This window comes from Okibacterium fritillariae, assembly GCF_052783725.1.
The window spans coordinates 3,118,625-3,144,706 of the sequence record NZ_CP199917.1 but is presented as its reverse complement, the minus strand read 5'-3'; the positions used below and the strand labels follow the sequence as shown (position 1 = coordinate 3,144,706).

At 68.2% G+C, this 26,082-nt stretch carries 25 protein-coding genes and 1 tRNA gene; 18 read left to right on the top strand and 8 right to left on the bottom strand.

Annotated features, from left to right (window positions below):
- Positions 1–45 precede the first annotated feature (45 nt).
- The 4 genes from ACUWEX_RS14440 to ACUWEX_RS14425 form a co-directional block, all read right to left on the bottom strand.
- A complete protein-coding gene (locus tag ACUWEX_RS14440; RefSeq protein WP_445996698.1) occupies positions 46–723 on the bottom strand; it encodes a biliverdin-producing heme oxygenase in 678 nt (225 codons plus the stop codon).
- 164 nt (positions 724–887) lie between these two features.
- Positions 888–1,463, bottom strand: coding sequence for a hypothetical protein (locus ACUWEX_RS14435; protein WP_445996697.1), 576 nt, complete (start codon positions 1,461–1,463; stop codon positions 888–890).
- A gap of 51 nt (positions 1,464–1,514) precedes the next feature.
- Positions 1,515–1,925: a DUF4383 domain-containing protein gene (locus ACUWEX_RS14430; RefSeq protein WP_445996696.1), complete on the bottom strand. Its 411-nt coding sequence runs from the start codon at positions 1,923–1,925 to the stop codon at positions 1,515–1,517.
- A gap of 181 nt (positions 1,926–2,106) precedes the next feature.
- Positions 2,107–2,409, bottom strand: a complete 303-nt coding sequence (locus tag ACUWEX_RS14425; RefSeq protein ID WP_445996695.1) for a DUF2470 domain-containing protein — start codon at positions 2,407–2,409, stop codon at positions 2,107–2,109.
- Between the two features lie 89 nt (positions 2,410–2,498).
- On the opposite strand from ACUWEX_RS14425, the gene ACUWEX_RS14420 reads away from it, so the two are divergent.
- The gene (locus tag ACUWEX_RS14420; protein WP_445996694.1) at positions 2,499–3,017 is read left to right on the top strand and encodes a DinB family protein; all 519 of its coding nucleotides are present in this window, start codon (positions 2,499–2,501) and stop codon (positions 3,015–3,017) included.
- Positions 3,018–3,025: 8 nt separating this feature from the next.
- Here ACUWEX_RS14420 and ACUWEX_RS14415 read toward each other — a convergent pair.
- Positions 3,026–3,096: transfer RNA gene (locus ACUWEX_RS14415), tRNA-Gly, on the bottom strand.
- Between the two features lie 108 nt (positions 3,097–3,204).
- Here ACUWEX_RS14415 and dcd point away from each other — a divergent pair.
- Positions 3,205–3,810 (top strand): dCTP deaminase, encoded by a 606-nt coding sequence (gene dcd / locus ACUWEX_RS14410; RefSeq protein WP_445996693.1) that lies wholly within the window; start codon positions 3,205–3,207, stop codon positions 3,808–3,810.
- On the opposite strand, the gene idi is transcribed toward dcd, so the two are convergent.
- Positions 3,807–4,355, bottom strand: coding sequence for an isopentenyl-diphosphate Delta-isomerase (gene idi / locus ACUWEX_RS14405; RefSeq protein WP_079728842.1), 549 nt, complete (start codon positions 4,353–4,355; stop codon positions 3,807–3,809). The genes dcd and idi overlap by 4 nt on opposite strands.
- Before the next feature lie 86 nt (positions 4,356–4,441).
- On the opposite strand from idi, the gene ACUWEX_RS14400 reads away from it, so the two are divergent.
- The 13 genes from ACUWEX_RS14400 (at position 4,442) to ACUWEX_RS14340 (ending at position 18,407) form a co-directional block, all read left to right on the top strand.
- A complete protein-coding gene (locus tag ACUWEX_RS14400) occupies positions 4,442–5,512 on the top strand; it encodes a polyprenyl synthetase family protein (RefSeq protein ID WP_079728841.1) in 1,071 nt (356 codons plus the stop codon).
- Positions 5,509–6,408, top strand: coding sequence for a phytoene/squalene synthase family protein (locus ACUWEX_RS14395; protein ID WP_445996692.1), 900 nt, complete (start codon positions 5,509–5,511; stop codon positions 6,406–6,408). Before ACUWEX_RS14400 ends, ACUWEX_RS14395 begins: the two co-directional genes overlap by 4 nt.
- Positions 6,405–7,985 (top strand): phytoene desaturase family protein, encoded by a 1,581-nt coding sequence (crtI, locus tag ACUWEX_RS14390; protein WP_445996691.1) that lies wholly within the window; start codon positions 6,405–6,407, stop codon positions 7,983–7,985. Before ACUWEX_RS14395 ends, crtI begins: the two co-directional genes overlap by 4 nt.
- 5 nt (positions 7,986–7,990) lie before the next feature.
- Positions 7,991–8,374: a lycopene cyclase domain-containing protein gene (locus ACUWEX_RS14385; RefSeq protein WP_079728838.1), complete on the top strand. Its 384-nt coding sequence runs from the start codon at positions 7,991–7,993 to the stop codon at positions 8,372–8,374.
- The gene (locus ACUWEX_RS14380) at positions 8,371–8,691 is read left to right on the top strand and encodes a lycopene cyclase domain-containing protein (RefSeq protein WP_079728837.1); all 321 of its coding nucleotides are present in this window, start codon (positions 8,371–8,373) and stop codon (positions 8,689–8,691) included. The genes ACUWEX_RS14385 and ACUWEX_RS14380 overlap by 4 nt, the downstream gene beginning before the upstream one ends.
- Entirely contained in the window at positions 8,678–9,580 is a 903-nt protein-coding gene (locus ACUWEX_RS14375) for a prenyltransferase (RefSeq protein WP_445996690.1), read from the top strand. Before ACUWEX_RS14380 ends, ACUWEX_RS14375 begins: the two co-directional genes overlap by 14 nt.
- A gap of 34 nt (positions 9,581–9,614) precedes the next feature.
- Positions 9,615–10,724 (top strand): LacI family DNA-binding transcriptional regulator, encoded by a 1,110-nt coding sequence (locus tag ACUWEX_RS14370; protein WP_445996689.1) that lies wholly within the window; start codon positions 9,615–9,617, stop codon positions 10,722–10,724.
- 252 nt (positions 10,725–10,976) lie between these two features.
- Positions 10,977–12,692 carry an ABC transporter substrate-binding protein gene (locus ACUWEX_RS14365; RefSeq protein WP_445996688.1) on the top strand — a complete coding sequence of 572 codons (1,716 nt, stop codon included), beginning with the start codon at positions 10,977–10,979 and terminating at the stop codon, positions 12,690–12,692.
- A 3-nt stretch (positions 12,693–12,695) separates the two neighbouring features.
- Positions 12,696–13,676: an ABC transporter permease gene (locus ACUWEX_RS14360; protein WP_077054675.1), complete on the top strand. Its 981-nt coding sequence runs from the start codon at positions 12,696–12,698 to the stop codon at positions 13,674–13,676.
- Entirely contained in the window at positions 13,673–14,587 is a 915-nt protein-coding gene (locus ACUWEX_RS14355) for an ABC transporter permease (RefSeq protein ID WP_079728833.1), read from the top strand. The genes ACUWEX_RS14360 and ACUWEX_RS14355 overlap by 4 nt, the downstream gene beginning before the upstream one ends.
- Complete coding sequence (locus tag ACUWEX_RS14350) at positions 14,584–16,329, top strand: ABC transporter ATP-binding protein (RefSeq protein ID WP_445996687.1); 1,746 nt, start codon at positions 14,584–14,586, stop codon at positions 16,327–16,329. The genes ACUWEX_RS14355 and ACUWEX_RS14350 overlap by 4 nt, the downstream gene beginning before the upstream one ends.
- Positions 16,329–17,195, top strand: coding sequence for an alpha/beta fold hydrolase (locus ACUWEX_RS14345; RefSeq protein WP_445996686.1), 867 nt, complete (start codon positions 16,329–16,331; stop codon positions 17,193–17,195). The genes ACUWEX_RS14350 and ACUWEX_RS14345 overlap by 1 nt, the downstream gene beginning before the upstream one ends.
- A 39-nt stretch (positions 17,196–17,234) precedes the next feature.
- Positions 17,235–18,407, top strand: coding sequence for a glycoside hydrolase family 1 protein (locus ACUWEX_RS14340; protein ID WP_445996685.1), 1,173 nt, complete (start codon positions 17,235–17,237; stop codon positions 18,405–18,407).
- Between the two features lie 138 nt (positions 18,408–18,545).
- On the opposite strand, the gene ACUWEX_RS14335 is transcribed toward ACUWEX_RS14340, so the two are convergent.
- Positions 18,546–21,107: a glucoamylase family protein gene (locus ACUWEX_RS14335; RefSeq protein WP_445996684.1), complete on the bottom strand. Its 2,562-nt coding sequence runs from the start codon at positions 21,105–21,107 to the stop codon at positions 18,546–18,548.
- A 149-nt stretch (positions 21,108–21,256) separates the two neighbouring features.
- Here ACUWEX_RS14335 and ACUWEX_RS14330 point away from each other — a divergent pair, with 149 nt between their 5' ends.
- Both ACUWEX_RS14330 and ACUWEX_RS14325 read left to right on the top strand, forming a co-directional pair.
- Positions 21,257–22,150, top strand: a complete 894-nt coding sequence (locus ACUWEX_RS14330) for a dihydrodipicolinate synthase family protein (RefSeq protein ID WP_445996683.1) — start codon at positions 21,257–21,259, stop codon at positions 22,148–22,150.
- Positions 22,151–22,352: 202 nt separating this feature from the next.
- Positions 22,353–24,284: an alpha/beta hydrolase family protein gene (locus ACUWEX_RS14325; protein ID WP_445996682.1), complete on the top strand. Its 1,932-nt coding sequence runs from the start codon at positions 22,353–22,355 to the stop codon at positions 24,282–24,284.
- Positions 24,285–24,388: 104 nt separating this feature from the next.
- Here the strand turns inward: ACUWEX_RS14325 and ACUWEX_RS14320 are convergent, their stop codons facing one another.
- Positions 24,389–24,949, bottom strand: coding sequence for a TetR/AcrR family transcriptional regulator (locus tag ACUWEX_RS14320; RefSeq protein ID WP_079728828.1), 561 nt, complete (start codon positions 24,947–24,949; stop codon positions 24,389–24,391).
- A gap of 61 nt (positions 24,950–25,010) precedes the next feature.
- On the opposite strand from ACUWEX_RS14320, the gene ACUWEX_RS14315 reads away from it, so the two are divergent.
- Positions 25,011–26,081, top strand: a complete 1,071-nt coding sequence (locus tag ACUWEX_RS14315) for an SDR family NAD(P)-dependent oxidoreductase (protein ID WP_445996681.1) — start codon at positions 25,011–25,013, stop codon at positions 26,079–26,081.
- The last annotated feature ends 1 nt before the right edge of the window (position 26,082 follow it).

Here is a 26,082-nt window from a genome sequence, read left to right as displayed (position 1 = left end):
GCGCCGATCTGCGCGCCACGTCCCAGCGGACGGCGGCCGTGGTGACTAGGCGACGACGGCCTCGGTGGACGTGCCCTCACGGACGGCCTTCTGCTCGGCCAGGTCGATGAAGAGCTCGGTGTTGAAGCGGTAGGCGAGCAGAACCTCGTCGATGACGCGATCGCGCTCGGCGTCGTCCCACGGCACGGCGTCGAGCTGCGCGCGGTAGACGTCCTTGAACTCGCGCGGCTTGGCGATGTCGCCGAAGAGGTAGAAGCCGACGCCGTTGGTGTCGAAGCCGAACTGGCGCTGCATGAGGGTGCGGATGATCTGGCCGCCCGACAGGTCGCCGAGGTAGCGCGTATAGTGGTGCGCCACGAAGCCGCCGGCCCAGGTGGCGCCGACCGCGTTGATGCGGGCGACATAGGCGCGCGTGGTGGCGAGCGGCTCGATGCGCTCGAGCCAGTCGTCGCCGATGAGGAAGCGCAGGTCTTCTTCGATGGCGGGCAGGCGCGTGAGCTTGGAGGAGATGAAGGGGGCGGCCACGGGGTCGTTCTTCATCTGCTCGGCCGAACGCTCGATGGCCTCGTAGATGAAGTAGTGCTGAGCCACCAGGGAGACGTAGTCGTCGCGCGTGCCCTTGCCGCTCATGAGATCGCCCATGAAGTCGGCGCCCTCGCTCGAGGAGTGACCCGTGCGGGTGCGCTCGCGCAGGGCGGCGGAGAAGGGGATTACGGGTGTCATGGCGGCTCCCAGAGACAAGGCGAAGTTAGGTAAGGCTTAGTTTAGTGGGAGGGGAACCGCGGTTGTCCAGTCCTCGGGGCGAAAACGAAGCGGGCGTCATCCCGACTCGAAGTCTGGATGACGCCCGCTCGATCGGACACCGTGCGGCGCGAACCGCGGATGCCTCAGTGGTTGCTGTGACCCCCATCGGTCACGTCGAATCCGTGCGAGCCGTGGGGAACGGCATACTGACCCGCGTTCGTGGCGGCCAGCGCCGGCGTCACCATGCCCGAAACGAGCAGGGCGCCGAACACCAGGCCGAGAACATAGCGGCCCGCTTGGGGCTGACCCGCCGCCGCATCTGCCCACGTCGTCGACGACACGGATGCCGCAGCATCCGATTTGCGATCGAAACGTCGGCGGGCCACGGCGAGCGACCCCGACACATAGAGATTCAACAGGGACCCGACTGCCATCGGGAGGAGGGGAACGGTGGAAGCCAGGGATGAACTGCCCGCCACGATCGAAACCGTGAGAAGCAGCGCCCAGAGCGCGACCGGGATGAGCGAGGCCACCATGACGGTGCGCGGCAACACAGTGTGCGCGCGAGCCATGACTAACAGGCCCCACACGATCTCGGCCACACCGAAACCGATGAGGAAGATCGCCAGGGGGAGAGGGGAGCCCGCGCCGATGGCGAGGTGCACGAGACCAGCCCCCAAGCTGGCCAATGCCATCCAGATGCGCGTCGTGTGAGACACGGTGACTCCTCTCTCCGTTATTCCTGGCCGAATCGTGATGGTGTGTATCGGTTAGACGGCAACCGAGCGGGGCGTGGCCTTGTCGGCGGCGAGACCGACACCCAGCAGCACGATGGCGCTGGCGAGGTGCAGGAAGTGGTCGGCCGTGTTCAGGGCGAGGATGTTGAGGCTGGTGCCGACGAGGAAGAACCCGACGATACCGAGCAGCAGGTAGACGGCACCGATGGTGACGTTGACCGACTTGGCGGCGGCCGTGTTGGACAGACCGGCGATCAACAGGGCGGCACCGATGAGCAGGTGGGCGATGTTGTGCAGCGGGTTGACCTCGAAGATGCCGAGCAGCAGGCCACCCTCGGTGGCGATGAAGCCGACGCCGCCGGCGACGATGAAGCCGAGCAGACCGACGAGCAGGTAGACGGCACCGAAGACGGATGCCACGAGGCGGTTAGGTGATGTGCGCATTTGAGTTCCTCCAAATAACTGAGTGCAACGGTTGTTTGCACATGTTATTCATTCGGAGGACTCACAGAATAGGTTTGGTGCCAATTCGTGGGGGGCCTGGCGTGCGCGAGTAGGCGTGTGGTAGGTGAATATCTAAAGCCTGGTCAGAGGATAATTCGGGCGGAATCACCGAGCCCGGTGCTCAGTCGTGCGGGCGGGGCGTCACGCCGAGCTTCTCGCACGCGCGGTCGTAAAGGACGACGATCTCTCGACGAATTTCCGAGCGTTCCGTGATAGCGCTCGACCAGGGCACGCGCACGTCGGCCGTGGCGGTGCCGGAGCGCACCTGCCAGAGGCCACCGTCGCCGTCGAGGCCCGTCATCGTGGCGCCGTCCGCCGCCTCGGTGGCGAAGGCGCGTGCGATGAGCAGGTTGTCTTCCGGGTGGTCCTCGTTCATGTGCTTGAGGACGGCGTCGACGATCGCGGGCTCGAAGGAGAAGGTCATGGGTGCGATGTTAGCCCGTGGCGGGATGTCGGGGGAGGGTGGCGGTTGTGGGGCGGCGGTGGCGCGGCATCCATTCATAGGGTGTGGGCATGACGATCGAGCCTGATACGAAGAACTGGACCTGGGTGTTGGAGCGGCGGTGCGACGAGTGCGGCTTCGACTCGTCGGCGACGCCCTATGAGGAGGTGCCCGGCCTCGTGCGCGAGAACGCTCGGGCGTGGCCCGCCGTGCTGCAGCGCGCCGATGTGGCCGAGCGACCCGACGACGCCACCTGGTCGGCGCTCGAGTATGCGGCGCACGTGCGCGATGTGTTCCGCCGGTTCGACACGCGGTTGGCGCTCATGCTCGAAGAGGACGCGCCCGAATTCGAGGACTGGGATCAGGACCGCACGGCGGTGGAGGAGAACTACGCCGCACAGGACCCCGACGTGGTGGCGCGGGAACTCGTCGCGGCGGCCGAGCGGGTGGCGGCCGACTTCGAACGCGTGCCCGCGGAGTTGCGCGGACGCGAGGGGCTGCGGAGCGACGGCTCGCGGTTCACCGTGGACACGCTGGCGCGCTACTTCGTGCACGACCCGGCGCATCACCTGTGGGACGTGACGCGCTGAAGAAAGTGAGCGGATGACGGGAATCGAACCCGCGCTATCAGCTTGGGAAGCTGAAGTTCTACCATTGAACTACATCCGCGAAGTGTCGGGCCGGGGCCCGGGGTGGCGCTCGCCGCAGGGGTGGGCGCTTCCGACATCCTAGCAAGTGTGTCAGCGGGGGCGGCCCGGCCGTCGATAAACTGTGCGCGTGCTGCTATCCGACAGGGACATCAAGACTCAACTGGCCTCCGGGCGCATCGGGCTCGCGCCCTCCGACGACGCGATGGTGCAGCCATCCAGCGTCGACGTGCGCCTCGACCGGTACTTCCGGCTCTTCGACAACCACAAGTACCCGTTCATCGACCCGTCCGAGGACCAGCCCGAGCTGACGCGCCTGATCGAGACGAAACCCGACGAGCCCTTCATCTTGCACCCGGGCGAGTTCGTGCTCGGCGCAACCTACGAACAGGTGACGCTGCCGGATGACGTGGCCGCCCGGCTGGAGGGCAAGAGCTCGCTCGGCCGACTCGGACTGCTGACGCACTCGACCGCCGGCTTCATCGACCCCGGGTTCTCGGGCCACGTCACGCTCGAACTGAGCAACGTGGCGACCCTGCCCATCAAGCTGTGGCCCGGCATGAAGATCGGACAGCTGTGCTTCTTCCAGCTGTCGTCGCCGACCGAGAAACCGTATGGTTCGGCCGAATACAGCTCGCGGTATCAGGGGCAGCGCGGGCCCACCGCATCCCGCTCGTCGTTCAACTTCCACCGCACCGACGTGAGCGTGACCGACGCGGGAGCGCCGGGAGCCTAGACCGCGTGCAGCGCCGCCATGACGCCCGGCAGCTGCAGGGTGAGCCAGGGGCTGAACGCGAAAGGCGTGGCCTCGACGGCCGACAACAGCGTGTGCGGCTCGGCCCAGAAGTACTCGGCGACCTCGTCGGCGCTCGGCTGCAATGCGCTCGCGTCGACGATCGCGCGGTAGACGGGGCAGATTTCGTTCTCGACGACGCCCGAGGCATCGACCGCGCGGTAGCGGAAATCGGGCAAAACGGCTTCAAGCGAGAGCAGGGCACCCGCGGGGATGCCGAGCTCCTGTTCGGCGCGTCGGTGCACGGCCTCGGTGAGGTCCTCGCCCGGGCCGGGGTGGCCGCAGAACGAGTTCGTCCACACGCCCGGCCACGTGAGCTTCGACAGCGCGCGGCGCGTGACGAGGATGCGGCCGGCCTCGTCGAACACGTGGCACGAGAAGGCCAGGTGAAGGCGGGTATCGAGATCGTGCACGGTGGCCTTGTCGGCGACGCCGATCGGGGCGCCATCCTCTGCGAGGAGCACCACTTGTTCGACGGACGAAGTCATACCCCTATTCTGCGCCACAGCAAGGGGTGCTCCAAATGGTCAGCCAGCGTACTAATTTCTCAGAACGATGAAGTAGCCTCAAAAGTATGGACCATCCCGATCTGGTCGAGAGCTCCTCTCGCGGACTGCGGCACGCGGAAGAGGCGCTGGAACGCTACTTCGTGCTCGCGAAACGCCGCGCGGAACAGTGGGGCGACGGCTACCTGAAACTGTGGAACGTCATCGAGCAGAACACGTCGGGGGGCAAGCGCTTTCGACCCCGCATGGTGATGACCGCGTACGTGTCGCTGGGCGGCGACGACCTGCCCGCCGCGGGACAGCTCGCGGCCGCCTACGAGATGCTGCACACCGCCCTGATCGTGCACGACGACGTGATCGACCGGGACTTCGTGCGCCGCGGCATCCCGAACGTGTCGGGCAGTTATCGCGACCAGGCCACGACCGCCGGTTTCGCCACCCCCGCCGCCGAACACCGCGGCATGTCGGTGGCCGTCATCGCGGGCGACCTCGCCCTGTCGGGCGCCTATGGTCTCGTCGATCGCACCGGCGCGGATGACGTGACCCGCCTGCGTCTGCGGGAACTGCTCGACGGCGCGGTGTCGGCGTCGGCGGCCGGCGAGCTGGCTGACGTGGACTTCTCGCTGCGGCCCGAAGCCCCGACCGTCGACGAGGTCGTCGACATGGAACGGCTGAAGACGGCCGTCTACTCGTTCGAGGCGCCCCTGCAATCGGGCGCCGTTCTCGCCGGCGCCGACGACGCGACCGTGACGGCTCTCGGCGAATTCGGCCGGCTCATCGGCATTGCCTACCAGATCGTCGACGATGTGCTCGGGGTGTTCGGCGACGAGCGCTCGACCGGCAAGTCGACCATCGGTGACCTGCGCGAGGGCAAGCGCACCGTCCTGGTGTCCTACGCCTCGACCCGCGAAGAATGGATGCGCGTGCGCGAACTGTTCGGATCGCCGGCACTCGAAGAGGACGGCGCCGAGAAGATCCGCGCGGTGCTCGAGGAGTGTGGCGCGCGGGCCTACACCGAGGCGCTGGCGCGCGACTACGCGAACCGGGCGTGGGAGGCCCTGACCTCCCCGTCGATCCCCGTGGCGACGCGCGACGAGCTGCGACCCATCGTGGCGAACGTGCTGGAGCGCGCGCGATGACGCCGCCGAAGGCCCCGCGCTCGGGCCAACCGCTGACGGGCCGCCGCCTCTATGACGAGGTCGCCGTGCAGACGGCCGCCGTGGTGATCAAGCACTACTCGACGTCGTTCGGGCTGGCCACGCGGTTGCTCGGCGAGAGTGTGCGCGTGCACGTGCAGAACATCTATGCGCTGGTGCGTCTGGCCGACGAGATCGTGGATGGTGTGGCATCCGATGCCGGTCTCGACGGAGCCGCGGTGTTGGCCGAACTCGACGCGCTCGAGGCCGAGACCGACCGGGCCGTGGAACGCGGGTACAGCACCAACCTGGTCGTGCACGCCTTCGCGCTCACCGCCCGCCGCGTGGGCATCACGCGCGAGCTGACGGAACCCTTCTTCGCGTCGATGCGCGCCGACTGCTCAGAGACCGAGCACACGCCCGAGAGCTTCGACGCCTACGTCTACGGCTCGGCCGAGGTGGTGGGGCTCATGTGCCTCAAGACCTTCCTGCACGGCCACCGCGTCTCGCCTGAGCAGGAACGCCGGCTCGTGGATGGCGCGCAACACCTCGGTGCCGCGTTCCAGAAGGTCAACTTCCTGCGCGACCTGTCGGCCGACTTCGATGTGCTCGGCCGCAACTATTTCCCCGGTGTGCACCTCGACGCCTTCGGCGAAGCCGACAAGAACCGGCTCGTGGCCGATATCGACACCGACCTCGCCATCTCGGCGGCCGTGCTGCCCGAGCTGCCCGCGTCGAGCCGCCGCGCCGTCGTGCTCGCCCAGTCGCTCTTCGCCGAATTGAACGAACGCATTCGCGCGACCCCCGCCGCCACCCTCGCCAGCACGCGCGTGCGTGTGCCCAACCCCGTCAAGGCCGCGCTCGCCGCGCGCGCCGCGGCCGGAAGGATGCCCCGATGATCGAGATCACCGAGAACGAACGGGTCGTCGTCATCGGGGGCGGCATCACGGGACTCGCGACGGCCGCGCTGCTCGCCCGCGACGGCAAACGCGTCACCCTGCTCGAACGCGGTGACGACGTCGGTGGCCGCGCCGGGCTGCGCGAACGCGACGGTTTTCGCTTCGACGCCGGGCCCAGCTGGTACCTCATGCCGGAGGTGTTCGACCACTTCTACAAGCTGCTCGGCACGACGAGCGCCGAACAACTGGAGCTGACGCCGCTCGACCCCGGGTATCGCGTGTTCTTCGAGGGGCGGGGAAGCGACACCCTCGACATCCGCTCGGATCGCGAGAAGAGCCTGGCCCTGTTCGACGAGATCGAGCCGGGGGCGGGCGCGCGCATGGCCGACTACCTCGACTCGGCGGCCGACACCTACGAGATGGCGAAGAAGCGCTTCCTCTACACGACCTTCCAGTCGTTCCTGCCGCTGCTGCGGCCCGATGTGCTCTCGCGCACGCCCAAGCTGCTGCGGCTGCTCGCCGAACCGCTGTCGTCGTTCACCAAGCGCTATGTGCAAGACCCGCGGCTGAACCAGGTGCTCGGCTACCCCGCCGTGTTTCTCGGGTCGTCGCCGTATTCGACGCCCAGCATGTACCACCTCATGAGCCACCTCGACCTCGAAGACGGCGTGCTCTACCCGCAGGGCGGCTTCGTGCGGCTCATCGAGACCATCGCCGACCTGGCCCGCGAGGAGGGCGTCGAGATCGTCACGAACGCGGATGTCACAGCCATCCTCACCGCGGGCGGTCAGAGCCCGGCCGCAACCGGTGTCGCCTATGTGGATGCCGACGGCGAGGCGCGCACGCTCAACGCCGAGATCGTCGTGTCGGCCGCGGACCTGCACCACACCGAGACGCAATTGCTGCCGCCGCACCTGCAGACCTACCCCGAGAAGTATTGGCAGAAGAAGACCTCGGGCCCCGGCGCCGTGCTGCTGTACCTCGGTGTGCGCGGCGAACTGCCCGAGCTGCTGCACCACTCGCTCTTCTTCACCGAGGACTGGGCCGACAACTTCGGCCGCATCTTCGGCGAGCCGACCTCGGTTCCCGACCCCGCGTCGATCTACGTCTGCCGCCCGAGCGCGACCGACGACAGTGTCGCGCCCGAGGGGCACGAGAACCTCTTCGTGCTGATCCCGATCCCGGCCGACCCGAGCATCGGCGGCGCCGGAGACGACCGGGTGCGCCAGATCGGCGACGCGGCCATCCGACAGATCGCCGAGTGGGCCGGCATCCCCGACCTCGAGGAGCGCATCGTCGTGCGCGAAGAGGTGGGACCGGCCGACTTCGAGCGGGACCTGAACTCGTGGAAGGGCGGAGTGCTCGGGCCCGCACACATCCTGTCGCAGAGCGCCTTCTTCCGCGCCGGCAACGTGAGCAAGAAGGTGACCGGGCTCTACTACGCCGGCGGGTCGTCGATTCCCGGCATCGGGCTGCCCATGTGCCTCATCAGCGCCGAGCTGGTGCTCAAGCGCGTGCACGGTGACACGTCGACGGGGCCGCTGCCCGAGCCGTTGATTCGACGCCGACAGCGCTGAACCGCATGGGGCTCATCTACCTGGCGGCGCTCGCCGTCTCGCTCACGGGCATGGTCATGCTCGACCGGCGGTTCCGCCTCTTCTTCTGGCGCGGTCCCGTGCGCGCAGCCGTGATCCTCGTGGTGGGGGTCGTGTTTTTCCTGGTGTGGGATGTCTTCGGCATCACGTTGGGCATCTTCTTTCGCGGCGAGACGAGCTTCATGACGGGCGTTCTCGTGGGGACCGAGCTGCCGCTCGAGGAAGTGTTCTTCCTGTGCCTGCTGTGTTACTTCGCGATGAACCTGTTCGCCGGGGTGGGGCTGGCGTTGACCGCTGCGGCCGACCGGCGCCGGGTGCGGGGCGGCGCGGGTGCCGACGTGACCGCACGGCGGGGCGGTGCGGCGCGATGACGTATTGGTTGCTCAACCTGTGGTTCCTGGTGCCGGCGGCGCTCGTGTTCGTGGCCGCCGTGGTCGTGTCGCAGCGACGCGGGGGCGCGGGGCGTTTCGTGGGCGCCGTGGCCGGGGCCCTCGTCATCCTGCTGGCCTTCACCGCCGTGTTCGACAACGTGATGATCAGCATCGGGCTGGTGGCCTATGACCCGGCGCGTATCAGCGGCGCGTTCCTCGGAGCGGCCCCGCTCGAGGACTTCGCCTACGCGATCGCGGCCGGGCTGCTGCTACCGTCGCTGTGGGTGCTGCTCGGGAGGCGCAATGAAAACCGTTAGAACGCTGCTGCTGTCGTCGCGCCCGATCAGCTGGGTGAACACGGCCTTTCCGTTCGCCGCCGCCTATCTGCTGACGACCGGGCGTCTCGACGTGACGTTCTGGGTGGGCACGATCTATTTCTTGATCCCCTACAACCTCGCGATGTATGGCATCAACGACGTCTTCGACTACGAGTCCGATATGCGCAATCCGCGCAAGGGCGGCGTCGAGGGCGCGGTTCTCGATCGCAGACTGCACCGCGTGACGCTGCTGGCCGCCGTGGGATCGAACATACCGTTCCTGGTATATCTCGTGATCGTGGGTTCGCCGCTGTCGTGGCTGGTGCTCGCGGTGAGCGTTTTCGCGGTCGTCGCCTACAGCGCGCCGGGGCTGCGATTCAAGGAGCGGCCGTTCATCGATTCGCTCACGTCGAGCACGCACTTCGTCAGCCCGGCCGTCTATGCGCTGGCGCTCGCGGGCGCCGACCTGGGTGACCTGCAGTTGCTGTCGCTGCTCGCCGGATTCTTCCTGTGGGGCATCGCGAGCCACGCGTTCGGCGCGGTGCAAGACATCCTGGCCGATCGTGAGGCGGGCATCGGCTCGGTCGCGACGGTCATCGGGGCGCGACCCACCGTGCGCGTGTCCGTCATCGTCTACCTGCTGGCGGGCGTGCTCATGCTGCCGACGCTGTGGCCGGGGCCGCTCGCCGCACTGCTCGTGCTGCCCTATGCCGCGAACTCCGCGGTCTTCTGGAACGTGACCGACGCCACGGCCGAAACCGCGAACCGGGGATGGCGGCGCTTCCTCACACTGAACTACCTCACGGGTTTCCTCGTGACGATGCTCATGATCTGGTACTGGTTCCTGATCACGCCCCACGACTTCGCGTTCGTCGGCGGACGGGGCTGACCCGAGCGAAGAGGCCGCTCGATAGGATTGCGGGATGGCCAAGGCACCCACCGTCTATGACGTTGCCGCGCACGCCGGGGTGTCGATCGCCACGGTGTCGCGCGTGCTCACGCGGCCCGACGATGTGCGCGCGGCGACGCGCGAGAAGGTGCTCGCGTCGGTGGGCGAGCTCGGTTATGTTCCGTCGGGCGCAGCCCGCGGCCTGGCCGCGCGGCGCACGGGTGTGCTGGGCCTGTATTTCCCGGGTTTCGACGCCATGGACGAGATCGATGACGCGGTGTTCACGGGTGCCGACGACGCCCCGCACGCGACCGGCGCCGAGCTCGTCGACGACATCGGCGGCCCCTCCGAGGTGCGTCAGCTGAACCTCTACTTCGACGAGGTGTTGCGCGGTGCCGAGCTCGAGGCCTGGCGCCGCGGATTCGTGCTCATGGTCGGCATCGGACGCGGTGACAACGCCGAGCAGACCGTGCGCGATATGGCGGGCCGCGTCGATGGACTCGTCATGCTGGCGCAGAGCGTGCCCGATGACGTGCTGGCCCAGTTGTCCCGTCGTGTGCCCGTCGTCGTGGTGGCCGGCCCGCGCCGCGAGGACGCCTACGACCACGTGTCGGTCGCCAACACCGAGGGCATGCGCGCGCTCACCGAGCACGTCGCCGCGGGGCTCGAACCCGATGAGCTGCTCTACCTCTCGGGCCCCGCCGACTCGCCCGACGACGCCGAGCGGTGGGAGGGCTTCTGCCAGGCCCTCGAGGCCCGCGGCGTCGACGCCTCGACCGTGCCGATCCTGCGCGGCGACTTCACGCGCGAAGCGGGTCGTCGGGCGGCGGCCGAACTGGCGGCGGGCGAGCGGATGCCGCGAGCCATCGTGTGCGCGAACGACCAGACCGCGCTGGGGCTCATGGAGGCGTTGCAGGCCCGAGGCATCCGCGTGCCCGAAGACGTCCTGGTCACGGGTTTCGACGGTATCGAGGCCGGTGCGCTCGCCACGCCGCGACTCACCACGATCCGTCAGCCCATGGACGACCTGGGGCGCGCGGCCATCCAGGTGATGGCCCGCCGGCTCGACGATCGCGAGCAGGCACCGCTGTCGATCCGGTTGCCCGTGAAGGTGCTGCTGCGCGAGTCGTCCGAACGCCGCTGAGCCCGGTTGACGGTTGCCGAGCGATGCCGCAGTTCGCTGGGCGCTGCGAGCTGCCCTCAGACTCGGGCGGACATCGTGGCTGTGCAGGTCGCCTCGACATCCGCTCTTGCGCTCCACGAATGTATGCGCTTACACTCGGTTTTGCGGACGCGCCCCCGAGCGTCCGTCGACAAAAGATCGTCGAGCCCCACAACAGCGCAGCCCCCACGGACTGCCTCGTGACAGAGAAGACATGAGGACGAAACGGTGTCAATGACGCACACACCCCGGCGCGAATCCCGCGCCGACAACCCAGTCCGGTCCGGCCCGCGCCGACCTCGACGACGCGCGCGTGCCGCGGCCGTCGCACTGCTCACGGCCGTCGCGCTCGTGGCATCCGGCTGCAGCATTCAGATCGAGAGCCAGCCCGACCCGTCGATCCCCGACGACACCATGCTCATCGGCGCCGACAACGGCTCGCCCATGTTCGAGAAGAACTTCAACCCCTACCTCGCGAACAAGCGCATCGGCGCGTTCTACATCTATGAGCCGCTGACGGTCATCAACAACCTCGACGGTAAGGGAACGCCGTGGCTCGCGGCATCCACCGAGCAGCCCGACGCCTCGACCATCGTTTTCACCCTGCGCGAAGGCGTGAAATGGTCCGACGGCAAGGCCTTCACGGCCAGGGATGTCGACTTCACCTTCCAGCTGCTGAAGAAATACCCGACGCTCGACATGCTCGGCGCGTGGCAGTACATCGACACGGTCGAGACATCCGGCAACACCGTCACGATTCACCTGAGCCAGCCCGACGTGCCGGCGGCCAACCTGATCGCGCAGACGCGCATCGTGCCCGAGCACATCTGGAAAGACGTGAAAGACCCGGGCACGTTCCGCAACGTGGAGCCGGTGGGCACCGGCCCGTACACGCTCGGCAACTTCGCGCCGCAGCAGTACACGCTCGACAAGAACAAGCGCTACTGGCAGGCCGACAAGGTCGCCGCCGAACACCTCGTGCTGCCCGCGAGCAACACGCAGCTCGACACGGTCTCGAAGGGGTATGACTGGGCCTACCAGTACATCTCCGACGTCGAGGGCACGTGGGGAGCTGCGAATAAGGACAACAAGTACTGGTTCCCGCCGGGCGGCACCATCGCCATGCTGCCGAACCTGACGAAGGCTCCGTTCAACGACATCAACTTCCGTCAAGGCCTCTCGCACGCCATCGACCGCGACAAGATCGCCGACGCTGCCACCGAGGGTTACATGCAGGGCGCCGGCCAGAACAACCTGCTGCTGCCCAACCAGAAGGACTTCCTGAGCCCCGACCTGCCGAACGACGGCAAGGTCACGCAGGACACCGCCTTGGCGCTCGAATACTTCGCGAAGGCCGGCTACACCCCGCGCGACGGCAAACTCGTCGACGCCGCGGGCAAACCGCTCGAGTTCTCGCTCATGACGGCGAACGGGTACACCGACTGGCTGCGCGCGGTGCAGCAGATCCAGAAGCAGCTCGGCGACATCGGTATCACCGTGAAGGTCGTGCAGCCCCAGCCCGCCGCCTACCAGCTCGCCATGCGCAACGGCGAATACGACATGACCATCGGCGCGATCGGCGGAACGGGTGACGTCTACCGCGACTTCAACGGTCTGCTGTCGAGCGAGTTCGTCGTGCCGGCGGGCGAGGAGGCGACGAACAACTTCGAGCGCTTCTCCGACCCGGCCGTCGACGACATCCTGGCGAAGTTCCGCGTGGCCATCGACGAGAAGGACCAGCTCGACTACGGCTACCAACTACAGAAGGTCATGTACGACCAGGTGCCCGCCATCGGCGTGTACTACGGCGGCTCGTGGGGCCTCTACAACACGACCAAGTTCACCGGATGGCCGACCGCCGAGAACCCTTATGCGTCGCTCATGACCTACGAATCCACCCCGCTCCTCATCTTCACGTCGCTGAAGAAAACCCAGAAAGACGGTGAGTGATCCGTGGCCTACGCACTCCGTAAAGTCGGGCTGCTGCTGCTCACCCTGTGGGCGGCCGTCACCCTGAACTTCCTCCTGCCGCGACTGATGCCGGGCACCCCGGCCGACGCCGCGATCGCCAAGCTGTCGCAGAACGGCCCCGTCTCAGAGGCCACGCGCGCGGCCATCGAGGCCCAGCTGGGCCTGCCGACGGGCAACCTGTGGCAGCAGTACGTGGACTACCTGCGCCAGGTCGTCACCCTCGACTTCGGCACCTCGTTCACGTTCTACCCGCAGCCCGTCTCGGAGCTCGTCACGCAGGCGCTGCCCTACACGATCATCCTCGTCGGCACCGTGACCATCGTGGCCTTCGTGCTCGGCACCCTGACCGGTGTGCTCGCGGCCTGGAAGCGTGGCACCTGGCTCGACGCCCTGCCCACCCTGACGGGCACCTTCGCCAGCGCGTTCCCCTACTTCTGGACCGCCCTGCTGCTGCTCTTCTTCGCCGGCTACGTGTTCCACTGGTTCCCCACCTCGGGCGCCTATGGGCCAACGGCCACGCCCGCGTTCGACTGGGCCTTCATCAGCGACGCGCTCTATCACGCGGCCCTGCCGGCGCTCACGATTCTCGTCACCTCGCTGGGCGGCTGGATCCTCGGCATGCGCAACGCCATGATCAACACCCTGGGCGACGACTACGTGACGTTCGCCGAAGCCAACGGTCTGAAGAGTCGCACGGTCGCCCTGCGCTACGCGGCCCGCAACGCCATCCTGCCGAACCTTACGGGCTTCGGCCTGGCGCTCGGCGGTGTGGTGGGCGGCTCCATCCTGGTCGAGCGCGTGTTCAACTACCCGGGCATCGGCTACCTGCTGTACAACTCGGTGGTCAACCAGGACTACCCGCTCATGCAGGCCCTCTTCCTGATGATCACCGTGAGCGTGCTCATCGCCAACTTCCTCGTCGACATCTTGTACGGCGTTCTCGACCCTAGGACCCGCCGATGACCACCACAGAGCAGATCAAGACCGTGTCGGATGCGCCGGTCGGGCGCCCGAGTCGCTGGAAGACCGTGGCCCGCATCGGGTCGACCCTGTGGTCGAACTGGAAGTCGCGCCTCGGCCTCATCATCCTGGGCCTCTTCATCCTGGTGGCCATCTTCGCGCCGCTGATCGCGCCCTACGGGGGCTCGCAGGACGGCTTCGAACGATCGTCGGATGCCTCCGCCGCCCACTGGCTGGGCACCACGGCGGCCGGCGAAGACGTGCTCTCGCAGCTGATCTACGGAACCCGCGTGAGCGTGTTCGTCGGTTTCGTCGCCGGCTTCTTCTCCACCGTCGTCGCCGTGCTGATCGGCTTGAGCTGGGGTTATGTGCGCGGCTTCATCGCCGACGTCATCAACTTCATCGTCAACCTGTTCCTCGTCATTCCGGGCCTGCCGCTCATGATCGTCATCGCGGCCTACCTGCAGAACGGCGGCATCGCGATGATCATCGCGGTCATCGTGATCACGGGATGGGCGTGGGGCGCTCGCGTGCTGCGCAGCCAGACGCAGTCGCTGCGGTCGCGCGACTTCGTGACGGCTGCTCGGTTCTCGGGCGAGAGCGCGTTCCGCATCGTGTTCCGCGAGATCCTGCCCAATATGACGTCGCTCATCGTGGGCAGCTTCTTCGGGGCCGCGACGGCCGCCATCCTCGCCGAGGCCGGCCTCGAATTCCTGGGGCTCGGCGACTCGACCACCGTCTCGTGGGGCACCATGCTCTTCTGGGCGCAGAACTCCAACGCGCTACTGACCGGCCAGTGGGTGCTGCTGTTCGCGCCCGGCCTCTGCATCGCCCTGCTCGCGACGAGCCTCACCTTGATCAACTTCGGCGTCGACGGGATCTCGAACCCGCGCCTACGAGAGGGTTCCAAATGACGAATACGGATGCCGTGACCACCCCCGCCCCCTCCGCCTCCGAGCTGCTGCTCGAGGTGCGCGACCTCTCGGTCGTCTACGAGTCGCACGACTCCGAGCCCGTGCAGGCCGTCGACCACGTCTCCTTCCAGCTGAAGCGCGGCGAGTTCATCGGGCTCGTGGGGGAGTCGGGTTCGGGCAAGTCCACGCTGGGCTTCGCGCTCACGCGGCTGCAGAAACCGCCGGCACGCACCAACGGCGGACAGATCTTGTTCGGCGGCGTCGACATCCGCGAATTGGGTGCCGAGCAGCTGCGCGAACAGCGCCAGGGCGGTTTCGCAATGGTGCTGCAATCGGGCATGAATGCGCTCAACCCGGTGCGCACGATTCGCAACCACTTCGTCGACATCTTCAAGGCGCACGGGCACGTCCAGCGCGCCCGCTGGGCCACGCGTGAGGTCGAATTGGTGACCAAGGTGGGGCTCAAACCCGAGGTGCTCGACCGCTACCCCGGCGAGCTGTCGGGCGGCATGCGTCAGCGCGTGTCGATCGCCCTCGCGCTCTCGCTCGAACCCCAGTTGATGGTGTTCGACGAGCCGACCACGGCGCTCGACGTGCTCGTGCAGCACGCCGTGATGGACACCATCATGTCGCTGCAGAAGAGCGAGAACTTCACGGCCGTGCTCATCAGCCACGACCTGGGCATCGTGCTCGAGGCCACCGACCGCGTGCTAGTCATGCACGAGGGTCGCATCGTCGAAGACGCGCCGTCGATCGACATCCTCGAACGCCCCCAGGATGACTACACGCGCATGCTGCTGAGCCACTACGCCGACCCGCGCGCCGAGGTCGTCGAGCTGCCCGGCTTCATCGACCTGGCCACGCGCAAGGCCCGCGGAGCGACGCGCGCCGACGTGGCCAGCTCGCCCGCCTCGGTGCGCACGCGCGGGGCCCGCTCGGCCGACTCGCCCATCGTGGTCGACGCCGTGTCGAAGGTGTACCCGCCGCCACGCCGGGGCGAGAAGCCCGTGACCGCCGTCGACAACGTGTCCTTCACGCTCGAACCCGGGCAGTCGCTCGCGCTCGTGGGCGCCTCGGGCTCGGGCAAGTCGACCATTGCCAAGCTCATCACGGGCGTCGAGAAACCGACCTCGGGGGCCGTGCGCTTCGGTGACCTGCAGATCGACAAGTTGGGGCGCCGCCAGCTGCGGTCGCTGCACTCGAACGTGCAGATGGTGTTCCAAGACCCGTATGCCGCGCTCAACCCGCTGCACACGGTCGAATACACGCTCACGCGACCCGTGCTCAACTTCACCGACCTGCGCGGCGACGCCGCCCGCGCGCGCGTGCTCGAGTTGCTCGAGACGGTGGGGCTCTCGCCCGTCGAGCAGTTCGCCGCCAAGCTGCCGCACCAGCTCTCGGGCGGGCAGCGGCAGCGCGTGGTCATCGCCCGCGCACTCGCGAGCGACCCTCAGGTGCTGATCGCCGACGAACCCGTGTCGATGCTCGACGTCTCGCTGCGCGCCGGCGTGCTGGCGCTGCTCGAGGACCTGCGCGAGCAGTGGGGTGTCTCGATGCTCTACATCACGCACGACCTGCTGAGCGCGCGGCTCGTGACCGACAACATCATGGTGCTGAACCAGGGCCGCGTGGTGGAGCGCGGGGCCACGGCCGATGTGCTGCGGCATCCGACCGACCCCTACACGATCGAGTTGCTCGATGCCGTGCCGAACCCGGCGCGGGCGAAGCGGGGTGCTGCGTAGTGGCGGAGTTTCGGCAGATCGCTCCCTTCGGGGCGCTCCCGGTCGGCGACGGCGTCTCGGTCGTCGCGCTGCCGGCCGCGGTGGGCGAGCTGACGGCGTTCCACGTGAAACCCTCGGGCCTGGCGCGCGGGACAGTGCTGATCGTGCCCGGGTTCACCGGGTCGAAAGAGGACTTCCGCACCTTCGTGCCCCTGCTGGCCGAACGCGGCTTCGAGGTCTATGCCTATAGCCAGCGCGGTCAGGCCGATTCGGCGGCGCCCTCGGGTGTCGAGAACTATGCGCTCGCCGACTTCGCCCGGGACGCCATCGAGGTGGCCGGGCTCGTCGGTGACGGGCAGCCCGTGCACCTGCTCGGCCATAGCTTCGGCGGATGCGTCGCGCGCGCGGCCGCCATCGCCCAGCCGCAAGCATTCCGCAGCCTGACGCTACTGTGCTCGGGCCCGAACGGATGGCCGGGGCGCCACCAGGACACGACCGACACCGTCGCCGCGGGTGGCAGCATCGGGCTCTGGTACCGCGACAACCCCGACACGCACGGGGTCTCCGACGCGCACCTCGACCCCGAGCGGGCGTTCCTGCGGCTGCGCGCCGAACGCACGTCGAGCGACAACCTGCTCTCGGCTGCCGACATCCTGCGCAACGACCCCGACACGACCGACGAGTTGCGGCAGGCCCGCATCCCGACGCTCGTGGCCCACGGCGAGCACGACGACAAGTGGCCCATCGACTGGCAGCGCGACATGGCCGAACGGCTGGGGGCGCAGTATGCCGTCATTCCCGGCGGCGCGCATTCGCCACAGGTCGAGGCGCCCGAGGCCACGGCCGACACCCTCGCAGATTTCTGGGGCGCACACGCCGCCGCGTGACGCCCCCTCTCGTCCCCAACCATCAGCTCAAGGAGAATCGTGAAGAGCTTCCCGAACGGATTCCTCTGGGGTGCGGCGACCGCCGCGCACCAGATCGAAGGCAACAACATCAACAGCAACTGGTGGGTGATGGAGCACGCCGAGAACTCGAACATGGTCGAACCCTCGGGTGATGCCATGGACAGCTACCACCGCTACCCCGAAGACATGAAGCTCTTGGCAGAAGCCGGGCTCAACTCCTACCGCTTCAGCATCGAGTGGGCGCGCATCGAACCCGAGCGTGGCTACTTCTCGCGGGCCGAGCTCGACCACTACCGCCGCATGGTCGACACGGCGCGCGACCTGGGCCTCGACCCGACCGTCACGCTCATGCACTTCACGGTGCCGCGCTGGATGTTCGACGACGGCTTCTGGCGAGCGGATGACGCCGCCGACCTGTTCGCGCGCTACACCGAGGCCGTGCTGCCCATCCTCGACGACGTCACCTACGTGTGCACCATCAACGAGCCCAACATCGCCGCCATGCTGGCCGGTGGTGAGGATGCCTCTAATCTCGTCGCCTTCGGTCTGCCGAACCCCGACCTCGGCGTCGCCGACACACTGCTCGAATCGCACCACCGCTCGCGCGAGGTGCTCTCGCAGCTGTCGCACGTGAAGAGCGGCTGGACGGTCGCCACGCAGGCGTTCCACTCCACGGGTGAGCCCGGCGCCGACGAGAAGCTGCACGAATACGGCTACCCGCGCGACGACTGGTACCTCGAGCAGTCCGCCGGCGACGACTTCGTCGGCGTGCAGGCCTACACACGCACGTTCATCGGGCCAGAAGGCCCCCTGCCCGTGTCGGACGAGGTCGAGACCACGCTCACCGGCTGGGAATTCTTCCCGGATGCCCTGCAGATGGGGGTGCGCAGCGCGTGGGAGAAGAGCGACCACACGCCCGTCATCGTCACCGAGAACGGCATCGCCACGGCCGACGACACGCGCCGCATCGCCTACACCGAGGGCGCGCTCGCGGGCCTGCACGCGGCCATGGAGGACGGCGTCGAGGTGCTCGGCTACCAGCACTGGTCCGCGCTCGACAACTATGAATGGGCGTCGGGTTTCCGTCCCACGTTCGGCCTCATCGCGGTCGATCGCGAAACGTTCGTGCGCACGCCGAAGCCCAGCCTCGCGTGGCTCGGGGATGTCGCGAAGCGCGGCGGTCTCGCCTGATCGCGTTCGACTGAGGCCCGGCCTCACACGCGTCGGCGGCCGCATCCACTCGGATGCGGCCGCTTCTGCGTGTGTGCGGGCGATCGGATGTCTCACCGGCGGTGCCGCGAGGGTTCCTCGCCAGCGGTGCGGCGGAGGTTACTCGTCTGCGGTGCCGTGGCGGCGGTGGCCTCGTCGCGTGGCGAGGAGCCCGAGGGTGAGCGCCAGGCCGCCGAGGACGGCGGCGACCGCCAAGACGATCTCGGAGGGGCCGGTCAGGGAGAGGAATGGCCGCCCCCGGTGCGGCCATTCCGTGGCCGGGTGCACGTTCGAGGGGTCGGCGAGGGGGTCTGCGGGCGCGGACCAGGGGGAGACGAGACCGGGGGTGGACGGGCCGTTCGGGCCCGGCGCGGTGGGGGCGGATGTCGGCGCCGTCGGGTCGTCGGGGCCTGGAGGTGTGGGGGTGTTGGGCGCAGGCGCGGTGGGCGACGGCGTGGCGGTGGGTGACGGGGTTGCCGTCGGATCGGGTGAGGGTTCAGCCGTCGGCTCTGCGGTGGGGGTTCCGGTCGGCGGAGCGGTCGGTGCCGGCGTTGCCGTCGCCGTGGGTGTGGCCGTGGGTGTCGGCGTCGGCGTAGGCGTAGGCGTAGGCGTAGGCACGACGGTAGGGGAGGGCGTTGGGCTGGGAACGGGAGTGACCGACGGCGTCGGTGTGGCCGTGGGTGTCGGACTGGGGGTGGGCGTCGGTGTCGGTGTCGGTGTCGGTGTCGGGGGCGTTGTGGGTGTGGCCGTGGGCGAGGGTGTCGCCGTGGGGACGACGGCGACGAGCGACAGTGGCTCGCCGCGGGCCACGACGCCGTCGTCGGCGCGCGAGCTCAGGGCGACGGAGTCTCCCACTCCACTCGTGTCGGCGGCCGTGCACGCCCAGGTGCCGTTCGCCCCGATGACCGCGCGACACAGCTCATCGGCGCGGCCTGCCGCTCCTCCAGCCGCGGAACTCGCGCCGTGCGAATCGGGTGTCGGGCCGCCGGCGTCGGCGACGGGCCCGTCGACGGGTCCGTCGACGCCCCCGACCGTGACGATCGCGCCCGGTTCTCCCGTGCCCTCGAAGTCGACCGGCCCGGCCGGAAGCGGATGTCCCGAGGCGGGCGCCGTGAACGCGGGGGCCTCGGGGCTGGCGCTCGAGCCGAAGATCTGCGCCTGCATGAGCGGCCGGATGGCGTTCTCGAATCGCTCGTCGACGAAGTACCCCTTGAGGGCATCCCCGCGCTCGGCATTGAGGATGGCGCCCATGATCATGGACTGGTCGAGAGAGAGGTAGCGCTTCGCCACCGTGCCGCTACGCACCGCGACGGCGTCGTAGAAACCGCCGGGGCCGTATGACTCGAATTGCGACCGCAACCGGCCCAGGTTGTCGAGCACGCCGGCGCGGTCGTAGCCGAGGGCCAGGAAGCTCGCGTGCGGTGTGACGACTCCGTCGCCGAAGGTCGGTGCCGGGTTGGTGCCCGTGTTGCAGTCGGCATGATCGCGGTCGACGTTCGTGCGCTCGCGGTCGGAGTGATAGCCGTCGTCCTTGATGCCCAGCTCGTCGACCCCGTATTCGGCATAGCCGCCGAACGGATCGCTCGCGGGGGAGAAGCCCCAGAAGCCGTACCCTGCCTCGTCGATGCCGTGTTCCTTCTGGGCGCGCACGGTCAGCGGATGATTGAGCCCCCACGAACGCGGCCCCCACGACGCCTCTGGCACGAACAGGTCGGGCATGAGCGCCTCGAACATGCTGCCACCCCACCCGGGCACGATGCTCATGCCGCGGTAGCGGTAGGTGCCCTCGAAGACCGTGATGCCGTCGTAGGTGCGCGAGACGCCGTGCGGTTTGTGCTCCTGCCAGTCGGCGTCGCACCCCGGCGACATGGTGCGCAGGGTGCCGTAGAACGAGCTCGCGGGCACCTCGCCCTTGTCGATGCCGAGGTAGGTCGTCATCCGCGTCTCGCTGACCGTCGTGTCGTAGGCCGAACAGTTGTAGAAGAGCGTCTCGGTGTGACCGCTCTGAAAATTGCCGGGGATGCTGCATTCGGCGGGCGAGGTGGGCCAGAAGCCGTTTCGGTTGAGGCCCGTGCCGCGGGCGCTCACCGCCCGGGGATCGTAGAACACCGAGAAGTCCATGCTGTCGTAGAGGGCCGTGGCTCGCGCGGCGAGGGAGGCTTCGGCGCCCACGACGACGCGCAGGGCGGCGGCCAGCCAGGCGTTGTCGACAGAACTGGCGAACGGGGGCTTCGTCGACCCGTCGGAGTTCGTATCGATCACCGGTTGCCCGTCGACCGGTCGATACCAGTTCCAGAACATGCCGCTCGCGGCGTGTCGCGGCATGGTCTCGAGGGTGCCGAGAGTCGCGGCGAGCCGTTGGCTCGCTTCGACGGGCGTGATGATGCCGAGGTCGCGCGCGGCGACGGTCGACCAGAGATAGCCGCCCACGTTGGTGGTGGAGGTGTAGCCCGATCGGGAGCCGGGCTCGAGGTCCCCCGCGATGCCGTCGGCGGTGAGGCCCGTGCGCTCGTCGGTCATGGCGACCAGCGATGACCAGGTGTCGCGCGCCGTGGCTTCGAGGAGTGGATCGGAGAGAGCGCTGCTCGAAGCCTGCGCGGGCCCGGCGGCGAGGCCGAGAACCAGGGCGCCCGCGGCGAGCAGGCTCGCGACCCGGCGCGTGAGCGGGAACCTTGTCTTCACGGCATCTCCTTCGGCTGGCCGACAGGCGGCGGTGCCCGAGAGGGTGGTGAACCCTAGCGCACCCGCCGATGAACAGACCGTACCAGCTAACATGCTCGAGCACCAGAATATGGATATCACAAGACCACCAATCGATCGAAGGAGCTGCAATGTTCATCGGACTCAGTGCTTTTGCCCCCACCCCGCTCGCCGAAGCGGCAGTCGACGAACCGGCGTATGGTCGCCTGATTGCCCGCCTCGCCCGGGCGGGTGTCGACTCGATCGGCGCGCTCGGCTCGACGGGCAGCTACGCTTACCTCGACCGCGCCGAACGCGCGCGAGCCGTGGCGGTAGCGGTGCGGCACGCCGGCGAGGTGCCCGTGATCGCGGGGGTGGGCGCGCTGCGGATGCGCGACATCCTGCACCACGTCGAAGACGCGCAGGAGGCCGGCGCATCGGCCGTCATCCTCGCGCCCATGACCTATGAGGCACTGTCGGACGACGAGGTGTTTGCGCTCTACGAGGAGGTCTGCGCCAACCTGTCCGTGCCGCTCGCGATCTATGACAACCCCGTGGCCACCCGCGTCACGTTCAGCGACGAGTTGCACAGCCGGGTCGCGCAGCTGCGGCCCGTCGCCGCTATCAAGCTGCCGCTGCCGGCCGTCGGCGTGGAGGCCCTGGCGGCACGCGTGACCCGTCTGCGCGCGCTCGTGCCCGCCACCGTGGCCATCGGCGTGAGTGGAGACGATGCGGCCGCCGCGGGCCTGTCGGCCGGATGCGACCTCTGGTTCAGCGTGCTCGGCGGCACCCTTCCGATCGAGTGCCTCGCGCTCGTGCGCGCCGCCCAGCGCGGGGCCGCCGACGACGCGGCGGCGACCTCCGCCCGCCTGCAGCCGATCTGGCAGCTCTTCGCGCGCTACGGCACCTACCGCGTGGTCGCCGCCCTGACCGAGCAGTTGGGGCTGGTGCCGCGCATGCACCTGCCGCGTCCCGTGCGCTCGCTCGATGCCGACGGGATGAGAAGCGTTGCGGAAGCGCTTACCGCCGCGAACATCAGGCTCTGAGGTGCGTGAGGGGGTGCACAGCGGCGCGTTGAAGCATCCGTGCATCTGAAGTTTGCTCAAGTGGAGTTTCCGACGATGCGGGCCGTGAGAAACGCACAACCGTGCAGTTCTCGCGGCCATTCCGCGGTTTTCCGGCGGCTAGCATCGACAAGGCGCCAGAAACATGGGCGCGCTCGTAATCAAAGGAGATGCACAGCAGTTCATGGACACCTCATCCACCGGCCGATCGGCCACCCCCTCGCGTCGTCACACCGAAGCCCGCACCACGGACTCCGGCCCGGCCTCGCCGCTCCCATTCATTCGCCGCAACAGCTTCTGGCTCGCGCTCTCGCTGCTGCTCTGCCTGGTCTCGGCCGTCGGCGCGTTCTTCGTGCAGACCAACGGCGCCACCGTGGCCGTCAAGGACATGCGCTGGGAGACCAGCTCGGGCCGCGAACTCAGCGCCCTGCTGTTCAAACCCGACACCGCGACCGCCGAGAACAAGGCACCCGTCATCGTCGTGAGCCACGGCTGGTGGAACTCGCGCGAGATGCAGGACGCCAACTACGTCGAGCTCGCCAAGCGCGGCTACGTCGTCATCTCGATCGACATGTACGGTCACGGCAACTCCGACCCGCTGCCCCTCGGCGGCGAATCCGAGAACGGCACGGGCATGTACGACGCGGTGAAGCTCGCGGCCCAGCTGCCCTACATCGACCCCGCCAAGATCGGTATCGAGGGCCACTCCAACGGCGCCCGCGCCGCCAACTACTCGGTCATCGCCGACAACCAGGCCGAGACGCCCCTCATCTCGGCCGTGCTGCTCGTCGATAACGAGGCGTTCTACACCGACCTCGAAGACCCCACCACCTACGTGAACAACTATGGTGCCCGGGATGTCGGGCTCGTCGCCGACCAGTACGACGAGTTCTTCTTCCGCAGCTACGACGCCGACGGCGCCGCCCTCACCACCCCGCGCGAATTCGTCGGAACCCCCAACGCGCAGTCGTTCCTGCACTTCGGTGAGGGCGACAGCACCGACAAGCGCACGGCCGGCGAGTACTACGAGCAGTCCGTCGACGGCGAGGACGCCGTGCGCGTGCTTTACACGCCCGCGCAGACCCACCCGTGGGGCCCGTTCTCGAAGCAGACCACCGAGTACACGATCGACTTCTTCGAGAAGACCCTCGGTGCCCCCAGCCCGCTGGCCGCTGACTCGCAGACCTGGCAGATCAAGGCGTTCTTCAACGCCATCGGCCTGATCGGCTTCGGCATGTTCCTCGTGGCCTTCACCAAGGCCCTGCTCGGCACGCGGGCCTTCGCCGGCCTGCGCCGCACCGAACCGTTCCAGCTCAACCCGTCCACCCGCAAGGGCCTCTACTGGTTCTGGGGCGCTCTCGTGGTCTCGGCGCTGTTCTCCGGCTGGAGCTACATCGCCCTCAGCCAGTCGACGGCACTCGCGCCCATCATCTACAACTCGGCACCGACCTTCATCGTGCAGGGCGCGCCGTTCTTCATCGGTCTGTGGGCCGCCATCAACGGTGTGTTCAGCATCGTCGTCATGGTCGTCTCCTACCTGCTGTTCGGCCGCAAGAACGGGCAGAATCTGCGCGAGGTCGGCATCCTGCCCGGCTGGAAGGCCATCCTGCAGTCGATCGGCCTCGGCCTCGTCGTGGTCGTCGCCGCCTTCGGCATCGTGTTCCTCGTGGACTACTTCTTCAAGACGGACTTCCGCATCTGGGTGCTCGCGGTGAAGGCGTTCACGCCCGACAAGGTGTGGATCGCGGTGCTCTACCTGCCCCTGTTCCTCGTCTACTACGTGGCGAACTCGGTGGCCATCAACAGCTTCAACCGCTTCACCATCCGCAAGAAGGAGTGGGTGAACACGGCGATCCTGGCGCTGTTCAACGCGCTTCCCGTGCTCGTGCTCGTCATCGCGCAGTACTGGACGTTCTTCGTGACGGGCGACCTGATCCCCGGATTCGCCGGCATCTTCGGCATCTGGCTGTTCCCGGTGATCGTGATTCTGGCCGCCGCGGCCGTGATCTCACGCAAGATCTACCGCGCGACGAACAACCCCTACCTCGGTGGTTTCATCATCGCCTCGGTCGTGACGGTCATCTCGGTGACCAACACGCTGACGGTCGTGAGCTAGCGAGCTAGCGAGCTAGCGAGCTCGTCCGCTCGCCTCGGCGCTGACGCGAAGCCCCCTCCGGTTCTCCGGCAGGGGGCTTCGTCGTGTCCGCGTGCGGAGCGCGCTCAGCCGGGGAGGGCGAATGCGGCGCGGAACAGGCGACGGCCGCGGGTGGCGACCTCGGGGCGATCGCGCTCGTCGGTGCGCGAGAGGAGGATGGCGAGCATGGCGATGGCCAGGAGGACATCCTCTGTCTCGACGTGATCGCCGATGCGGCCCGCCGCCTGGTCGCGCACGAGGAGTGCCTCGACGATGGCCGTGGCGCGCGTGCGCAGGGGCTCGGCGAGCGGGTCGTGGCGATGCGTCGTCATGACCTCGACGAGTGCTGTCGACGCGAGGGCCTGCTCGGTCAGGGCGTCGAAGAGGGTGCTGACGGTGGCATCGTCGTCGGCCACGAGCACCTCGAGTTCGGCGATGTTGTCGTCGAAGACGGCCACCGCGAGGGACAGGCGGTCGGGGAAGTGTCGGTAGAGGCTGCCCTGCCCGACGCCCGCCCGGCGCGCGATGGCCGAGAGGGGCGCCGCGAAGCCCGATTCGGCGAACACCTCGCGCGCCGCGGCGATGAGCGCTCGGCGATTTTCGGGGCCCGCGCTGGGGCCGCGATTCGCTTTCGGTGTGGAGGGCATCGGTGTAGCATAACAACCGGACAGTGTTGTCCGGTATGGCTCGCTCCACCGAGACGAAGGAATGATCGTGACCCAGAACGCCCCCCACCTCACCGCCGAGACCACCATCGCCGACTGGCTCGACGACCCGATCGGCGGCGCCCTCTTCGCCGAGCTGCTCGCGCAGGGCGGCCAGACGCCCGACTCGCTGCGCCCCGTGCGCAACCTCACGCTCGGGCGCCTCGTGGCCATGAGCCAGGGCGCTTTTCCGCAGGAGATAGTCGACGTGCTCGTGGCCCGCGCCGCGGCCGGCGACCTGCCGAGCACCGAGGGGGCCGCATCCGCCGCACCCGTGCCCGCGCAGCCCGCGCGTGCCCGCGCACCCCGCGTCGAGTGGGTCGAGAAGGTGACCGAGGGGCGCTTCACGGGCAAGACCGTCGTCGTCACGGGCGCCGGCTCGGGCATCGGCCGCGCCGTGGCCTCGCGGGTTGCACGCGAAGGCGGCCGCGTCGTCGCCGTCGACATCTCGACCGAGCGCCTGGATGACTTCGCCGCGAGCCTGCCCGACGCGGACATCGTGTCGGTGGCCGGCGACATCACCGACGACGCCTCCGTCGCCGCGATCGTCGAGGCCGCGGGTGACCGCATCGACGCGCTCGCCAACGTCGCCGGAATCATGGACGATATGACGCCCGTGCACGAGATCTCGGACGAGATCTGGAACCGGGTCTTCGCGATCAACGTGACCGGCACCATGAAGCTCATGCGCGCCGTCGTGCCCGTCATGCTGCCGCGCGGCACGGGTTCGATCGTCAACGTCGCGTCCGAGGCCGCTCTGCGCGGGTCCGCCGCCGGTGCCGCCTACACTGCCTCGAAGCACGCGGTGGCGGGACTCACGAAGTCGAGCGCCTTCATGTACACGGGCACCGGCATCCGCGTGAACGCTGTGGCCCCCGGGCCCACCATCACGAACATCGAGGCGCGCTTCGGGTCGGAGCTCGGCGCCGAACGCGTGCGCCTGGCCATGGCCGCGATGCCGGATGCCGTGGAGCCCGACGCCCTGGCCGCGTCGATCACGTTCCTGCTGAGCGACGACGCCGTGAATCTGAACGGCGTGATCCTGCCCTCGGATGGCGGCTGGTCGGCCGTTTAAC

Bases quoted from the DNA above. Each gene is read 5' to 3' on its own strand.
- ACUWEX_RS14440 (WP_445996698.1), bottom strand. From the start codon at position 723: ATGACACCCGTAATCCCCTTCTCCGCCGCCCTGCGCGAGCGCACCCGC.
- ACUWEX_RS14430 (WP_445996696.1), bottom strand. From the start codon at position 1,925: ATGCGCACATCACCTAACCGCCTCGTGGCATCCGTCTTCGGTGCCGTC.
- ACUWEX_RS14425 (WP_445996695.1), bottom strand. From the start codon at position 2,409: ATGACCTTCTCCTTCGAGCCCGCGATCGTCGACGCCGTCCTCAAGCAC.
- ACUWEX_RS14420 (WP_445996694.1), top strand. From the start codon at position 2,499: ATGACGATCGAGCCTGATACGAAGAACTGGACCTGGGTGTTGGAGCGG.
- idi (WP_079728842.1), bottom strand. From the start codon at position 4,355: ATGACTTCGTCCGTCGAACAAGTGGTGCTCCTCGCAGAGGATGGCGCC.
- ACUWEX_RS14400 (WP_079728841.1), top strand. From the start codon at position 4,442: ATGGACCATCCCGATCTGGTCGAGAGCTCCTCTCGCGGACTGCGGCAC.
- ACUWEX_RS14395 (WP_445996692.1), top strand. From the start codon at position 5,509: ATGACGCCGCCGAAGGCCCCGCGCTCGGGCCAACCGCTGACGGGCCGC.
- crtI (WP_445996691.1), top strand. From the start codon at position 6,405: ATGATCGAGATCACCGAGAACGAACGGGTCGTCGTCATCGGGGGCGGC.
- ACUWEX_RS14385 (WP_079728838.1), top strand. From the start codon at position 7,991: ATGGGGCTCATCTACCTGGCGGCGCTCGCCGTCTCGCTCACGGGCATG.
- ACUWEX_RS14380 (WP_079728837.1), top strand. From the start codon at position 8,371: ATGACGTATTGGTTGCTCAACCTGTGGTTCCTGGTGCCGGCGGCGCTC.
- ACUWEX_RS14375 (WP_445996690.1), top strand. From the start codon at position 8,678: ATGAAAACCGTTAGAACGCTGCTGCTGTCGTCGCGCCCGATCAGCTGG.
- ACUWEX_RS14370 (WP_445996689.1), top strand. From the start codon at position 9,615: ATGGCCAAGGCACCCACCGTCTATGACGTTGCCGCGCACGCCGGGGTG.
- ACUWEX_RS14365 (WP_445996688.1), top strand. From the start codon at position 10,977: ATGACGCACACACCCCGGCGCGAATCCCGCGCCGACAACCCAGTCCGG.
- ACUWEX_RS14355 (WP_079728833.1), top strand. From the start codon at position 13,673: ATGACCACCACAGAGCAGATCAAGACCGTGTCGGATGCGCCGGTCGGG.
- ACUWEX_RS14350 (WP_445996687.1), top strand. From the start codon at position 14,584: ATGACGAATACGGATGCCGTGACCACCCCCGCCCCCTCCGCCTCCGAG.
- ACUWEX_RS14330 (WP_445996683.1), top strand. From the start codon at position 21,257: ATGTTCATCGGACTCAGTGCTTTTGCCCCCACCCCGCTCGCCGAAGCG.
- ACUWEX_RS14325 (WP_445996682.1), top strand. From the start codon at position 22,353: ATGGACACCTCATCCACCGGCCGATCGGCCACCCCCTCGCGTCGTCAC.
- ACUWEX_RS14320 (WP_079728828.1), bottom strand. From the start codon at position 24,949: ATGCCCTCCACACCGAAAGCGAATCGCGGCCCCAGCGCGGGCCCCGAA.
- ACUWEX_RS14315 (WP_445996681.1), top strand. From the start codon at position 25,011: ATGATCGTGACCCAGAACGCCCCCCACCTCACCGCCGAGACCACCATC.